Consider the following 13,180-nt stretch of genomic DNA (forward strand, 5'->3'; position numbering starts at 1 on the left):
CCGGTGGCTCAGCCGGCAGCAGCCACCGCCACGGGCAGCGGTTCCTGCGGGCACGTCGAGAGCACGGTGAGCATGGCGTCGCGCTCGGCCTGCGTGACCCACACGTCGTACGCCTGCTTCACCGCGACCTGCCGGGCGACGTACGCGCAGCGGAACGCGCCGTTCGGCGGGAGCCACGTCGCCGTGTCGCCCGCGCCCTTCTGGGAGTTCAACGGTCCGTCGGCCGCGAGGAGGTTGAGCGGGTCGTTCGCGAACGCCTGCCGCGTGGCGTCGTCCCACTGCTGGGCGCCCTTCTGCCACGCGTCGGACAGTGCCACGACGTGGTCGATCTGGACGGCGCTCGACGTGTCCTGGCCGCGCTGGAAGGCGATCGTCGCGCCGCTGTACGGGTCGGCCAGCGTGCCCGTGAGGACGACGCAGTCGTGCGTGCCGGGCTTGAACGTCTCGCCCGTGAGGTCCCGGGCGAGGATGTCGTTGCGGGTGTCGCACCCGTTGTGGTCCACGTCCGCCCAGGCGGGTCCGAACTCGTCGCGGTCGTACCCCGTCTTCGGGGCGCGGCCCTTGACGTCGAGCGTCACGACCGCCGCGAGCGCGGTCGTCGGGTCGGCGGTCGCGGCCGTCGCGGCCACCTCCGCGAGGGCGTCCGGGGCGAGCGGTGCCTGGGGTCCGGCTGCCGGCGCGGCGGGTGAGGTCGTCGGGCTCCCGGTGAGGGCGTCCAGGTCGAGCGTGCCGTCCTTGACGGCACCGGCGCCGAAGGCCAGGACGGCCAGCCCGACGACGACGACGAGGACGGAGCGCAGACGGCTCCAGCGGGACCGGGTGCGGCGTGACATGGTTCTCCTGCGACGAGGGTGAGGACGGGCTGTCGACCAGCGACGATCCCGAACTGTACTGCGTGCGCAGCTCGGTGCGGCTACCGGTTGAGAGCCGGGACGAACAGGGCGACGATGGGGCCATGGTGAGACACAGGGTCCTGATCACCGGACGCGTCCAGGGCGTCGGCTTCCGGTTCTCCGCGCACGCCGAGGCGACGCGGCTCGGCCTCGCCGGCAGCGCGTCGAACCGTCCCGACGGGAGCCTCGAGGTCGAGGTCGAGGTCGAGGGCGACGAGGCGGCTGTCGGGACGATGCTCGAGTGGCTCCACCACGGGCCCCCGGGTGCCCGGGTCGACGGCGTCGAGGTCACGGACCTCGAGCCGACCGGGGCGACGAGCTTCGAGATCGCCCATCCCGCCCGGTAGCCGGCCTCGCAGCGGTCGCCGGGACGGTCATCGACGGCGTGGCGTCACCCGACCGATGCGGGGTCGTGACATCGGTGTGACGTCCTGCAGGTAGCGTCGGCCGCGTGATGCCTCGACGACGCGGTCTCGTAGCTGCTCTGCTCCTCGCTGGTGCTCTCGGCGTGGCCGGGTGCGGGGCGGATCCCGCTGAGCCCGATCTGCCCGGCACACCGACGGCGGCCGAGCAGCCGAGCGCGGAACCTGAACCGTCCGAGGAACCGACGCCCGCACCGTCCGGGGCGCCCCCGACGAGCGTGCCGGACGCCGACCTGCCGGGAGACGCCTGGGACTCGGGCCCGACCGCGGGTGACGAGCTCTCCGTCGTCGGCGTCGCTGCTGACGACGTGCTCAACGTGCGCACCGGACCCGGCGTGGGGTTCCCCGTCGTCGAGGAGCTCGAACCCCTGGGATCGGCCGAGGCGACGGGCCGGGGTCGACTGGTCGACGGTGGGGTGTGGGTCGAGGTCACCGGCGCCGAGGCCACCGGCTGGGCCTACGTGCGCTATCTCGCATACCTCGGTGACGTCACGGACGTCACGTCCGAGCTCCGTGGGCTCGGCGCGCTGCCGAGCGGGACGGACCTGGCGGACCTGGCCCGCGCAGTAGCGGACCTGCGCAGCGCTGGTGCGTCCGGGGAGGTCCGCCCGCAGGTCGTCGTGGTCGACGGACCGCACCTGGGTGACCTCGGCGAGGTCACCGTCGATGTGACCGGCATGGCCGACGACTCGGTGCTCGGCGTGCGGCTGCACGTCTTCGCCCAGCCCGAGGGCTCGACCTTCTTCGTGCGCACCGTCGAGCAGACCGTCCTGTGCGCCCGGGGCGTGGACGCCGGGCTCTGCGTCTGAGGGAGGTCGTGTCGAGGCTGAGGGCCTGCTACCCGCCGGGAGGCACCGCGGGCTGCGGTTCGGCCTGCTCGCCCATGCGGCGGGCGATGACGGAGCAGACGATGAGCTGGAGCTGGTGGAAGATCATGAGCGGCAGCACCATGTAGCCGAGGGTCGCCGCCGGGAGCAGGACGGTCGCGATCGGTACGCCCGTCGCCAGCGACTTCTTCGACCCGCACATGAGGAGCACCACGCGGTCGGCGCGCGAGAATCCGAGCCGGTGGCCGAGGAAGGTCGTCAGCCCGAGCACCACGGCGAGGAGGACGCCGCTGATGACGACGAGGGCGATGATCGACCCGAGCGAGACGCTCGTCCAGATGCCGTCGACGACGCCGTGGCTGAAGGCCGAGTAGACGACGAGCAGCACGGAGCCGCGGTCGGTCACCGTGGTGAGGCGCTTGTGCCGCAGGACCCAGGGGGCGAGCCACCGGCGCAGCAGCTGGCCGGCGATGAAGGGCGCGAGGAGCTGGAGACCGATCCTGCCGATCGAGTCGGCCGAGAACCCGACCGTGCCGCCGAGCAGCAGCGCCACGAGCAGCGGTGTGACGACGACCCCCGCGAGGTTGGAGAAGGACGCCGCGACGACGGCTCCGGCGACGTTGCCGCGAGCGATCGACGTGAACGCGATCGACGCCTGGACCGTCGAGGGGAGGAGCGTGAGGAAGAGGACTCCGCGGGCGAGGTCGACCGGGATGACCGCGGGTGCGAGGAGCTGGGTCGCCAGGCCGAGGAGCGGGAACACGAGGAAGGTCACGCCGAGGACGCTGCCGTGGAGCTTCCAGTCCCGGACCGCCGCGAGCGCGTCCGCCGTCGGGAGGCGCACGCCGTAGAGGAAGAACAACCACCCGACCGCGACGATCACGACATAGCCGAGCACCTCTGCCGCGTCGCCGCGGGCCGGGAGGAACGATGCGAGCAGGACGGCGCAGAGCATCCCGACGATGAAGGGGTCGATGCGGGACAGGACACGGCGCCCGAGGCTCGGCCGGCGTGCTGGCTCGTCGGGGGAGTGCGGGTTCGTCACGGAGCTGACTTCCTGGGTGCGGGCGGGGCGGTGTGGGCCGGTGGGAGCGAGGCGAGCAGGTCGCCGGACAGCGCGGTGAAGCCGAAGCACTGTCTCACGTTGTAGATGGTGGCCTCCATGCAGAAGGTCGGCGAGGTCGTCGCGACGGCGTCCTCGAGCATGACGACGTCGTACCCGATGTTCGCCGCGTCCATGAGCGTCGCGAGGACGCACTGGTCGGCGTTCACCCCGGCGAGCAGCACGGTGTCGACGCGGAGGTTGCGCAGCACCGAGTCGAGCGGGGTGTCGACGAAGCCGCTCATGCGGTACTTGTCCACGTGGAGGTCGTCGTCGAAGCCGGGTGCGCCGGAGAGCTCGTCGACGACGGCTGCGGCCCAGGACCCGGCCTCGAGCACCGGTGACCCGGCGGCGTTGCTCGGGCTCCCGATGCCGACTCCGGTGCCTTCCGGGTCGTACACGTGGAGCACTCCGGGCGGCAGGTTCGCACGGTCGGGACGGTTCCCCCAGCTCACCCACACGACGGGGACGTCGTGGCTGCGCAGCGCGGGGAGGAGCTCGGCGAGCACGGCGACCGGCGCGCGGGCGGGAGTGACGTCGACGCCGATGCCGGCGAGCCACCCGTCGGGGTGGCAGAAGTCGTTCTGCATGTCGATGACGACGACGGCGGTGCGCGCGAGGTCGAGCGTGAGGGACTGCGGCATCGCCTCGACGTGGACGACTCGCGGCTCGAGCGTCGGCCGGCGCAGGTCCGCCCGGTCGGGTGCGAGGTCCCAGGAGTTGCGGGCGACGGCCCGTCCGGGCGAGGGGGCGGGATGCGTCATGAGCGGTCCTCCGTGACGTGAACGGGCGCGGGTGGCGTGGCCGGGGGTGCGGGTGGTCCGGTGAGCAGGGCGAGCAGGCTGCGGTCCTGGCCGGGACCGGCCGTGAGGCACAGGCCGACGGGGAGCGTGCCGACGCGGCCGGTCGGCACCGAGAGCGCCGGGAGGCCGCCGGTGCCGGCCACGCACGTGAGGCGGAGCGTCCCCGCCCGGGCGGTGTCGATCTCGGCGGCGCCCGCGTCGCGGCGCAGCGCGGGTGTCGACGAGCTCGGCAGCGCGAGGACCGTCCCGGGTGGGAGGAGGTCGACGAGCGCCGCCCGGGCCTCGGCGAGGACGCCGCGCGCGGCGGCCTCCTGAGCCGTGGTGATGTCCTGCCCGGCGCGGAACCGCGCCGCCACGGCGGGCTCGAGGCTGTCGCCGTGGGCCGCGACGAAGGCGTGGTGCTCGGACCACGCCTCGGCCTGCTGGACGGTCCGGAACGCCTCGAACCACGCCTCGAGCGCAGCACCCGTCAGCGTGTCGACCACCTCGACCGGCACCCCGGTCCGCACGGAGAGAGCGAGGAGTGCGGCCTCGACCGCCAGACGGACGTCCGGGTCCGCCAGTGCCATGAGCACGGGGGACACGACGATCCTCGACGCGGGGACCTCAGGCTGCGCGGGCAGGAGCGCGTCGGCCGCAGCCGCGAGGACGTCGACGGTCCGGGCGAGGACGCCCACCGTGTCGAACGACGGCGCGAGCCCCACGAGCCCGTCGCGGGAGACGGCGCCGTGGGTGGTGCGCAACCCGAACAGGCCGCAGTACGACGCCGGGACCCGGACCGACCCGCCGGTGTCCGTACCGAGCGCGACGTCCGCGAGACCTGCCGCCACCGCAGCGGCGGGCCCGCTCGTCGAACCACCCGTGATGCGGCCCGGCGCCGCCGGGTTCGGCGGGGTGCCGTAGTGCGTGTTCGTCCCCGCCAGGGAGAACGCGAGCTCGTCGGTCTGGGCGACGCCCTCCAGCGTCGCGCCCGCGACGAGCAGCGCCTCGACCGCAGCAGCGCTCGTCGTCTCGACCGGAGCCTGCGCGAGCCACGCCGGGTTGCCGGCGCCGACCCGCTGGCCGGCGACGGCGAAGAGGTCCTTGACCGCGACCCGGAGCCCGGCGAGCGGGCTCGTCGCGTCCGGCTGCGGGACGGGCAGAGGTGTGCCGGACGCGGCCGCCTCCGCAGCGGTGACGCGCCAGATCGTGCGGTCGGTCGGGCCGTCGGGAGGCGTGTCGGCGGACGGCGCAGCGGCGGCGGACGTGTCGGGAGCGGGCGGCACTGTCGAGACGTGCGCCGTGGTCACGGCCCAGGAGCCCGCTGTCCGGGACCACACCTGCGTCTGCACCCCGGTCCCGCCGTCGGCGCGCTCCGACTCGGCGACGACCACGGCGTGCTCGGGCGCGAGCCCGCGGACGTGGACACGCACGAGCGTGCGCTGGGGAACCGGTGGGCGCTGCGCACGGAACGCCGCGATGTGGTGGTGCCCGACGAGCGTGGTGCCGCCGTCGCTGCGGACGGTGGTGGCACCCGGCGCGAAGAGGACGTCGAGCTCGGGGACGTCGTTCGTCATGAGCGCGCGCTCGTAGCGCCCGACAGCGTCGAGGAGACCGGCGAGGTGAGCGCGGACGGGCAGGCCGGGCGCGTCCGGCTCGTCGTGGAGGCTGGGGTGACCGGGTGTCGGATCAGGCAACGGGACCTCGCTCAGGGGTGTGGGGACGGTCTCGCGCACCGTAGGCGCGCGATGTTTCCGGGGGCCTTCGGTGCGGCGTCAGGGCAGGATCTCGGTGCGCTGCCACGCCCCGCCGGGTCGCTTGTCGTAGCGGGCCTTGAGCGCAGCGACCTCGGGGCCGACCCCCTGCCACAGGTCGACGCGGTCGGGGACGAACGCGATGGTCGTCCAGGAGCCGGGCATCGGGAGCGTCCCTGGGTCGCGCTCGGCGTGCTGGGCGACGCTCGCGGCGATGCGCCCGTCGGACGTCGGCAGGTCGGACGCCACCGTGCGCGGGGCGAGCGCGCCGGCCTCGGCCAGGACGTCGTCGTAGGCCCACGCGACGAGCTGGAGCTGACGGGGGCGCGTGGGGTACGCGGCCCGTGAGGTCGCCTCGTCGAGCTCTGCGGCGGTGCCGTGGAGGATGACCTGCCGGGACAGCGCGGGCCAGAAGAAGACGGCGCTCGCGCGCGGGTTCTCCGCGAGGTCGCGGGTCTTGGCTGTCGGTCGGGAGGTGTGGAAGCGCACGTGCTCGGCGTCGATGACGGTGCTCAGGACGGTGCGGGCGTGCGGGGAGCCGTCGGCGTCCACGGTCGCGAAGGTGAGCGTGCGCGGGCTCGGGAGCCCGGCGGACTCCGCATCGTCGGCCCAGCGGGCGAGGGTGTCGAGCGGGTTGTCGAGCGTCATCGGGGCTCTCCTTCGGTCAGCGGACGGGTGTGGGCGTGGGCGGTGCCCGGCGGGTCGTCGGGTCCGGAGTGGATGACGAGGACCACGCAGCCGGCGGTGCCGACCCGGCGGTGGCGGTGCGCGGTCGAGCCCGGGTAGCCGATGCTCTGCCGCGGTCCGAGCGCGTGGACCTCGGGAGCGTCGGAGCCGGCCGCGGTGAGCTCGACCTCGAGCTCGCCGGCGACGACGTACACGAGCTCGTAGCGGCCGTGGCTGAAGGAGTCCCCGAACTCGGCGGGGATGTCGAGGAACTCGGTGACGTCGGCGCCGCCCTCGACGTGGCTGAGGAGGCGGGCGGAGCCGGCCTGGACGGGGATCGAGGAGCCTTCGCCCCGGTCGAGCCGGATGCCCGGGACCGTGGACGCGGTGGTCGTCGACGCGGTCGGGGTGGCTGCTGCGAGCAGCGCCTGCTGGGTCGTCTCGAGGGACTGGGCGATGACGAACAGCGACCGCATCGACGGCCGCGTGCGGCCTCGTTCGAGCTGACTGAGGAAGGAGTGGGAGAGCCCGCTGGCGGTCGCGACGTCGACGAGCGTCTTGCCGAGGCGGTGTCGTCGGGCTCGGATCACGGCACCGAGGAGGAGGTCGGTGTCGTCCGTGACGACCGGTGGGGCCACGCCGCCTCGACCCGGACCCTCGGATGGCACGTGGTCCGAATTCGTTGGTATTCCGCGGTTCAGCGGGCTGGTATCCAATGGTCACACATCCGGTGTCTGGTGGTTACGTGCGTGAAACAGTCGGTCCTTAACGTTCTCGATGTTAGTCCTATCAACATTCCCTCCGGTGCAACCGACGGGCGACCGGAAGAGAGCGACGGAGATGACAACCACGACCGCGACGCGTGCCGCAGGCTCGCTCGGAGCACCGCACTTCTGCGCCGACGCCGACGAGTGGTTCCACGTCGCGGAGCTCGGCGACGGAATCGTCCTCATCTCCGAGCCAGGACACGTCAACACCTTCCTCGTCCGCGGGACCGACCGTGCGCTGCTCTTCGACACCGGCCTCGGCATCGCCCCCGTCTCCGAGGTCGTCCGCTCGCTCACGGACCTCCCGCTCGTCGTGGTCAACTCCCACGACCACGTGGACCACCGGGGCGGGAACGCCGATCTCATGGCGCACGCCGACGAGATCGGCCTCGTCGGCATCGGTGCCCACTTCATCGGCGTCGACCCCGGCCTCGGCGGCCCCGCCGGCCACGGACCGGCCGACGCCGCGTTCCTCCGCTCCTACGCCGCCGCGATGGAGGAGGTCCACACCCAGTACGAGGCCTACGCCGCGCTCGACGCGCAGAGCTTCTACACCCTCGCGGGCCTCGGCCGGATGCGCCCGATGCCCGACACGACGCACTGGGCCGTCCCCGCCGTGGCCCCCACGTTCACGCTCGCCGACGGCGACACCATCGACCTCGGGGACCGGACCCTGCGCGTGATCCACACCCCAGGGCACAGCCCCGACTCCATCAGCCTCCTCGAGGAGGACACCGGCATCCTGCTCGCCGGCGACACGATCATCGGCGCCGGGTTCTGGCTCCACCACGACGGAGCGGACCTCGCCGCCTTCGCGCAGTCCACCGCACACCTCGCCGGGCTCCGGCTGCGCCGGATCCTCACCGCCCACAACCTCCTCGCCGAGCAGCCGCCCGCCTACGCCGACGCGGTCGCCCGCGCGGCGGCGGTCGTCCACGCGGGCGGCTCGCACGGCGTCCCGGGCCGGGACATGCTCGGCACCCCCGTCACGCGGCACGACGTCGGGGGAGTCACCCTTCTCCTGCCGGCCCCGACACCCGGCGCCGACGAGGGACGTTCATGACCCGGCCGGTCACGCTCGGTGCGCCGGACGCCGCGCCCTCCATCGCGGGCCGCACCGTCTCCGAGCTGCGCACCGTCCGCCTGCTCGACGGCACGCTGGCCGACCTGACGCTCGCGGACGGCACGATCACGCGGATCGTTCCCGCCCGTGCGCCGAGCTCGGGCATCCGTCCCGACCTCGGGCCGACGGACGCCCGAGGTCAAGCCGACGGCCCGAGCTCGACGGCCGGCTCCGGGGGGATGCCCGCGGGTGACGTCGTCGACGGCACCGGGTGGCGCGTCGTGCCCGCAGCCTCCGAGCCGCACGCGCACCTCGACAAGGCGCTGAGCGGCGAACGCATCGACTACTTCTCGGGGACCGAGCAGAACGACCTCCCCGCGGCGATCGCGCAGTGGCAGCGGCTGCTCCTGACGATCGACGAGGACGACATCCGCGAGCGCGCCACCCGCGCCATCGAGCGCTACGTCGCGAACGGGATCACGAGCATCCGGACGCACGTCGACTTCCCGCTCACCGGCGACCCCCTGCGTGGCTTCACCGCCCTGCAGAAGGTCCAGCGGGCGCTCGAGGGCGTGCTCACGGTCCAGATCGTCGGCCTCGCAGGCTTCCACACGCCGGACGCGGTCCTCGACGAGGCGATCGAGCGGGGCCTCGACGTCATCGGCGGGTGCCCGCACATCTCCCCGGACCCCCACCGGGAGACGACCCGCATGCTCGACCTCGCGGAGCGTACCGGCCTGCCCGTCGACCTCCACACGGACGAGCAGGTCCCGGCGCACGAGCTCGACATCCTCGACCTCGCCCACCAGGTCATCGCCCGCGGGCTCCAGCAGCGCGTCACCGCGAGCCACTGCGTGCGGCTCGGCTCCCTCCCGCCGGAGCGGCTGCGCCCGGTGCTCGAGGTCGTCGCCCGCGCCGGCCTCGGCATCGTCACCCTGCCGATCACGAACCTCTACCTCCAGGGCTGGGACGCGACGCACCTCGCGCCGCGCGGCCTCACCGCCGTCCGGGCGATCCTCGACGCCGGCATCCCGCTCGCCGCCGGCGCAGACAACCTGCGCGACCCCTTCAACCCCGTCGGCCGGGCCGACCCCTTCGAGACGACGTCGCTCCTCATGACCGCGGGTCACCTCACCCCGGTCGAGGCGCTCGCCGCGGTGACGAGCGGTCCCCGGACCGTCCTGGGGCTGCCGCCCGTCGGGACCTCGGTCGGTCACGCGGCCGACCTCGTGCTCGTGCCCGACGTCGACCTCGGTGACGTCCTCGCCGGCGCCGTCGACGCCCGGGTCGTCATCCACCAGGGCCGCGTGCTCTCCGACACCCGGACCCAGCGCTCCCTCCACCTCGCAGCTCCCGACCCCCGCACGGCTGCACCGCCCCGTACCCTCCCTGCACTCGAAACCGTGAGGTGACCACCATGGCAACCGTCGAAGCCCCCGCCGCCGAGCGGATCCAGCACATCTCGAAGACGCGCACCCTCGTCATGGAGGACGTGTCCAAGACCTTCTCGACCGGGACCGTCGCCCTGACCGGCGTGAGCCTCACCGTCGCCGCCGGCGACTTCGTGTCCGTCGTCGGCCCGTCCGGGTGCGGCAAGTCCACCCTCCTGCGGCTCGCCTCCGGACTCGACTCCGCCACGACCGGCCTCGTCGAGGTGAACACCGACTCGACGAGCTACGTCTTCCAGGACCCGACCCTCCTGCAGTGGCGGACCGCCCAGAAGAACGTCGAGCTCATCGGCGAGCTGCGCAGCACGGCGAAGATCGAGCGGCGCAAGGCCGCCCAGGAGGCGCTGTCGCTCGTCGGGCTCGACGGGTTCGAGAAGCAGTACCCGCGCCAGCTCTCCGGCGGCATGCGGATGCGCGTCTCGCTCGCCCGCGCTCTCGTCGCCGAGCCGGACCTCTTCCTCTTCGACGAGCCCTTCGGCGCGCTCGACGAGATCACGCGGCTCAACATGCAGACCGAGCTGCAGCGCCTCTTCGCCCTCAAGCAGTTCGCCGGGCTCTTCATCACGCACTCCGTCTCGGAGGCCGTGTACCTGAGCACCCGCGTCATCGTCATGAGCGGGCGCCCGGGAACGGTCGTCGCCGACCTTCCTGTCCCGTTCTCCTACCCCCGCCCACCCGAGCTGCGGTTCGACCCCGCCTTCGCCGAGCTGACCGGCAAGGTCTCGGCAGCCCTGGAAGGAGACCACCGATGAGCACCCCGACGACCACCCGGCCCGGCACTGCGGAGACCGCTCCGACGTCCGCGTCCACCCCGACCGACGCCGGGACGACCACGCCCGAGCAGCTGCCCTCGACGAAGGTCTCGACAGGGCCGGGGGTGCTCGCCCGGGTCGTGTCCTCGGTGTGGCCCATCGTGGCGGCCGCGGCGACCGGGCTCTGGTACCTCGTGTCCTACGTCGTCCTCCCGGAGGGCCGCCGGTTCCTCCTGCCACCGCCGCACCAGGTCCTCACCGAGTCGGTGCTCGACTGGAGCAAGGTCCAGCCGATGCTCGACGCCCTCATGCTCACCGCGCAGGTGGCGCTCACCGGCCTCGGCATCGCGGTGGTCCTCGGCATCACGCAGGCCGTCGTCATGAGCCAGGCCGGCTGGGTGGAGAAGTTCCTCTACCCCTACGCGGTCGTGCTGCAGACCATCCCGATCCTCGCGCTCGTGCCCCTCATCGGCCTGTGGTTCGGCTTCGGCTTCACGTCGCGCGTCATCGTCTGCGTCATCATCGCGCTCTTCCCGATGATCTCGAACACCCTCTTCGGCCTGCAGTCGGCCGATCCTGCGGCCCACGACCTCTTCACGCTCAACAAGGCCACGCGGGCCCAGCGGCTGTGGAAGCTCCAGATGCCGGCGGCAGTCCCGTCGATCTTCGCCGGGCTGAAGATCTCCGCCGGTCTCGCGGTCATCGGCGCGATCGTCGGAGACATGTTCTTCCGGCAAGGCGCACCCGGGATCGGGAGCCTGCTCGACGTCTACCGGGCACGGGTCGAGTCGGAGAACCTCCTCACCGCGATCGGTGTCGCCAGCCTCTTCGGTGTCCTCGTCTTCGCGTTCTTCACCGTGATCGACAAGGCCGTCATGGCCCGCTGGTACGGCGTCCGCCGCTGACCTGACCGGCCCCGGGCCGGCCCCCGGCCGGACCAGCCGCACCCAGAACCCCCACCTTCGGCGTCTCGCGACCGCGAGACGTTCTCCCTCCTGCACCCTCGTGCACCCGATGACGACCCGTCTCTCCGTCAACGCTCCCTCCCCCGCCCCAAGGAGTTGCACCATGAAGCGTTCCTCGTCCTTCCGCACCGCCGGCACCGTCCTCACCCTCACGTCGCTCCTCGCGCTCACGGCGTGCTCCGCCGGGGACGACGAGGCGTCGGCTGCGGCGCTCGACGTCCCGGCCGCCGAGGCCGGCTCCGCGCTCGACCTGTCCGACGTCTGTCCGGCGACCGTCGTCATGCAGCAGGACTGGGAGCCGGAGGCCGAGCACTCGGGCATGTACTCCCTCGTCGGGACCGACTACACGGTCGACGCCGACAAGAAGCGCGTCTCGGGCTCGCTCGTCGCGCAGGGCGTGGACACGGGCGTCGACATCGAGGTGCGTCCCGGCGGTGCCGCGATCAGCTACCAGTCGGTCGCGTCGCAGATGTACGTCGACCCGGACATCATGCTCGGCGCGACCACGACGGACGCCGGCATGGCGTCGTCGAAGGACCAGCCCGTCACGGCGGTCGTGGCGCAGCTGAACATGAGCCCGCAGATCATCATGTGGGACCCCGAATCCTACCCCGGTGCCGAGACCATCGCGGAGATCGCCGAGCAGGGTGCGTCGATCGTCGTCTCCGGCGGTGGGAGCAACCTCGGCGCGATGCTCTCCGGCAACGGCACGGTCCCGGCCGACCAGATCGACCCGAGCTACAACGGCGACCCGTCACGGTTCGTGGGCGACCCGACGATCGCCCAGCAGGGCTTCGCGACGGCCGAGCCGTACGTCTACGAGAACGAGATCTCGGCGTGGGGCAAGCCGGTCGCCTACCAGCTCGCGTCCGAGGTGGGCTACACCGTCTACCCGGAGCCGCTCGCGGTCCGTACCGGTGAGCTCGAGGAGCTCGCGCCCTGCCTGACCAAGCTCGTCCCGATCCTCCAGCAGGCCCAGATCGACTACCTCGACGACCCGGAGTTCACCAACGACCTCATCGTCGAGCTCGTCGAGACGTACAACACGGGCTGGGTCTACTCCAAGGAGGTCGCGGACTACTCCCACGAGAAGATGCTCGAGCTCGGCGTCATCCAGACGGACACGTCCGGCATCTTCGGCGGGATGGACGAGACCCGCATCCAGGGCGTCATCGACTCCTTCGGTCCGATCCTCGAGGCCAGCGGCACCGAGCTCAAGGAAGGACTCGCTCCGGCGGACCTCTTCACCAACGAGTTCCTGGACGAGTCCATCACCTTCGAGTGACCTGTCGTCCAGCGGCCGTCGTCCGCCACGCACAGCACCCGTCCCCACCAGAGAAGGACTGACATGACTCTCACCCCGCAGGGTGCTGCCGCCTTCGCCGAGCTCGTCGCGAGCGAGCTCGGCGAGGGGATCGTCAGCACCGACCCGGCCCTCATCCTCAAGTGCTCCTCCGACTGGTCCCGGATGTCCCCGATCCTTCAGGAGAAGCTGCCGCCCGGCCGCTTCACGGCGGACCTCGTGGTCCGCCCCACCTCGGCCGAGCAGGTGCCCGCGTTCCTCAAGCTCGCGTTCGAGCACGACGTCCCGGTGGTCCCGCGCGGGGCAGGGACCGGCAACTACGGTCAGGCGACGCCCTTCACGGGCGGAGCGGTCCTCGACCTGCGCGGCCTCGACGCGATCGTCGAGGTCGGTGACGGCTACGTCGTCGCGCAGGCGGGCGCCAAGCTCACGGCCG

Annotated in this window: 14 protein-coding genes; 8 read left to right on the forward strand and 6 right to left on the reverse strand. The window is 72.6% G+C overall.

Annotated elements, in window-relative coordinates; all coding sequences use genetic code 11:
* Nucleotides 1-8: 8 nt before the first annotated feature.
* Nucleotides 9-833 (reverse strand): HNH endonuclease family protein, encoded by an 825-nt coding sequence (locus ABKW26_RS15870; protein WP_348594884.1) that lies wholly within the window; start codon nt 831-833, stop codon nt 9-11.
* Nucleotides 834-955: 122 nt separating this feature from the next.
* Between ABKW26_RS15870 and ABKW26_RS15875 the strand changes: the two genes are divergently transcribed.
* Complete coding sequence (locus ABKW26_RS15875; RefSeq protein ID WP_348594886.1) at nt 956-1,240, forward strand: acylphosphatase; 285 nt, start codon at nt 956-958, stop codon at nt 1,238-1,240.
* Nucleotides 1,241-1,344: 104 nt separating this feature from the next.
* Entirely contained in the window at nt 1,345-2,124 is a 780-nt protein-coding gene (locus ABKW26_RS15880; protein WP_348594887.1) for a hypothetical protein, read from the forward strand.
* 28 nt (nt 2,125-2,152) lie between these two features.
* Here the strand turns inward: ABKW26_RS15880 and ABKW26_RS15885 are convergent, their stop codons facing one another.
* The 5 genes from ABKW26_RS15885 to ABKW26_RS15905 form a co-directional block, all read right to left on the reverse strand.
* Entirely contained in the window at nt 2,153-3,187 is a 1,035-nt protein-coding gene (locus ABKW26_RS15885; protein WP_348594888.1) for a bile acid:sodium symporter family protein, read from the reverse strand.
* Nucleotides 3,184-4,008, reverse strand: coding sequence for an isochorismatase family cysteine hydrolase (locus ABKW26_RS15890; RefSeq protein WP_348594890.1), 825 nt, complete (start codon nt 4,006-4,008; stop codon nt 3,184-3,186). Before ABKW26_RS15890 ends, ABKW26_RS15885 begins: the two co-directional genes overlap by 4 nt.
* Entirely contained in the window at nt 4,005-5,723 is a 1,719-nt protein-coding gene (locus ABKW26_RS15895) for an amidase (protein ID WP_348594892.1), read from the reverse strand. The genes ABKW26_RS15890 and ABKW26_RS15895 overlap by 4 nt, the downstream gene beginning before the upstream one ends.
* 78 nt (nt 5,724-5,801) lie before the next feature.
* A complete protein-coding gene (locus ABKW26_RS15900; RefSeq protein ID WP_348594894.1) occupies nt 5,802-6,428 on the reverse strand; it encodes a pyridoxamine 5'-phosphate oxidase family protein in 627 nt (208 codons plus the stop codon).
* Nucleotides 6,425-7,084 (reverse strand): XRE family transcriptional regulator, encoded by a 660-nt coding sequence (locus tag ABKW26_RS15905; RefSeq protein WP_348594895.1) that lies wholly within the window; start codon nt 7,082-7,084, stop codon nt 6,425-6,427. Before ABKW26_RS15905 ends, ABKW26_RS15900 begins: the two co-directional genes overlap by 4 nt.
* A gap of 202 nt (nt 7,085-7,286) precedes the next feature.
* On the opposite strand from ABKW26_RS15905, the gene ABKW26_RS15910 reads away from it, so the two are divergent.
* The 6 genes from ABKW26_RS15910 to ABKW26_RS15935 form a co-directional block, all read left to right on the forward strand.
* Nucleotides 7,287-8,276 carry an MBL fold metallo-hydrolase gene (locus tag ABKW26_RS15910; protein WP_348594897.1) on the forward strand — a complete coding sequence of 330 codons (990 nt, stop codon included), beginning with the start codon at nt 7,287-7,289 and terminating at the stop codon, nt 8,274-8,276.
* Complete coding sequence (locus ABKW26_RS15915) at nt 8,273-9,688, forward strand: amidohydrolase family protein (RefSeq protein ID WP_348594899.1); 1,416 nt, start codon at nt 8,273-8,275, stop codon at nt 9,686-9,688. Before ABKW26_RS15910 ends, ABKW26_RS15915 begins: the two co-directional genes overlap by 4 nt.
* Nucleotides 9,689-9,693: 5 nt before the next feature.
* Nucleotides 9,694-10,476 carry an ABC transporter ATP-binding protein gene (locus ABKW26_RS15920; protein WP_348594900.1) on the forward strand — a complete coding sequence of 261 codons (783 nt, stop codon included), beginning with the start codon at nt 9,694-9,696 and terminating at the stop codon, nt 10,474-10,476.
* Entirely contained in the window at nt 10,473-11,381 is a 909-nt protein-coding gene (locus tag ABKW26_RS15925; protein WP_348594901.1) for an ABC transporter permease, read from the forward strand. Before ABKW26_RS15920 ends, ABKW26_RS15925 begins: the two co-directional genes overlap by 4 nt.
* A 163-nt stretch (nt 11,382-11,544) precedes the next feature.
* Complete coding sequence (locus ABKW26_RS15930; RefSeq protein ID WP_348594902.1) at nt 11,545-12,726, forward strand: hypothetical protein; 1,182 nt, start codon at nt 11,545-11,547, stop codon at nt 12,724-12,726.
* A gap of 63 nt (nt 12,727-12,789) precedes the next feature.
* Nucleotides 12,790-13,180, forward strand: a 391-nt coding sequence (locus ABKW26_RS15935; RefSeq protein ID WP_348594904.1) for an FAD-binding protein, incomplete at its 3' end; no start/stop codon positions are given.

Origin of the sequence: Sanguibacter sp. 25GB23B1, from assembly GCF_040012415.1 — a bacterium.
In the GTDB taxonomy this organism is placed as follows: Bacteria; Actinomycetota; Actinomycetes; order Actinomycetales; family Cellulomonadaceae; genus Sanguibacter.

Bases quoted from the DNA above. Each gene is read 5' to 3' on its own strand.
- ABKW26_RS15925 (WP_348594901.1), top strand. From the start codon at position 10,473: ATGAGCACCCCGACGACCACCCGGCCCGGCACTGCGGAGACCGCTCCG.
- ABKW26_RS15870 (WP_348594884.1), bottom strand. From the start codon at position 833: ATGTCACGCCGCACCCGGTCCCGCTGGAGCCGTCTGCGCTCCGTCCTC.
- ABKW26_RS15915 (WP_348594899.1), top strand. From the start codon at position 8,273: ATGACCCGGCCGGTCACGCTCGGTGCGCCGGACGCCGCGCCCTCCATC.
- ABKW26_RS15910 (WP_348594897.1), top strand. From the start codon at position 7,287: ATGACAACCACGACCGCGACGCGTGCCGCAGGCTCGCTCGGAGCACCG.
- ABKW26_RS15900 (WP_348594894.1), bottom strand. From the start codon at position 6,428: ATGACGCTCGACAACCCGCTCGACACCCTCGCCCGCTGGGCCGACGAT.
- ABKW26_RS15890 (WP_348594890.1), bottom strand. From the start codon at position 4,008: ATGACGCATCCCGCCCCCTCGCCCGGACGGGCCGTCGCCCGCAACTCC.
- ABKW26_RS15930 (WP_348594902.1), top strand. From the start codon at position 11,545: ATGAAGCGTTCCTCGTCCTTCCGCACCGCCGGCACCGTCCTCACCCTC.
- ABKW26_RS15875 (WP_348594886.1), top strand. From the start codon at position 956: ATGGTGAGACACAGGGTCCTGATCACCGGACGCGTCCAGGGCGTCGGC.
- ABKW26_RS15920 (WP_348594900.1), top strand. From the start codon at position 9,694: ATGGCAACCGTCGAAGCCCCCGCCGCCGAGCGGATCCAGCACATCTCG.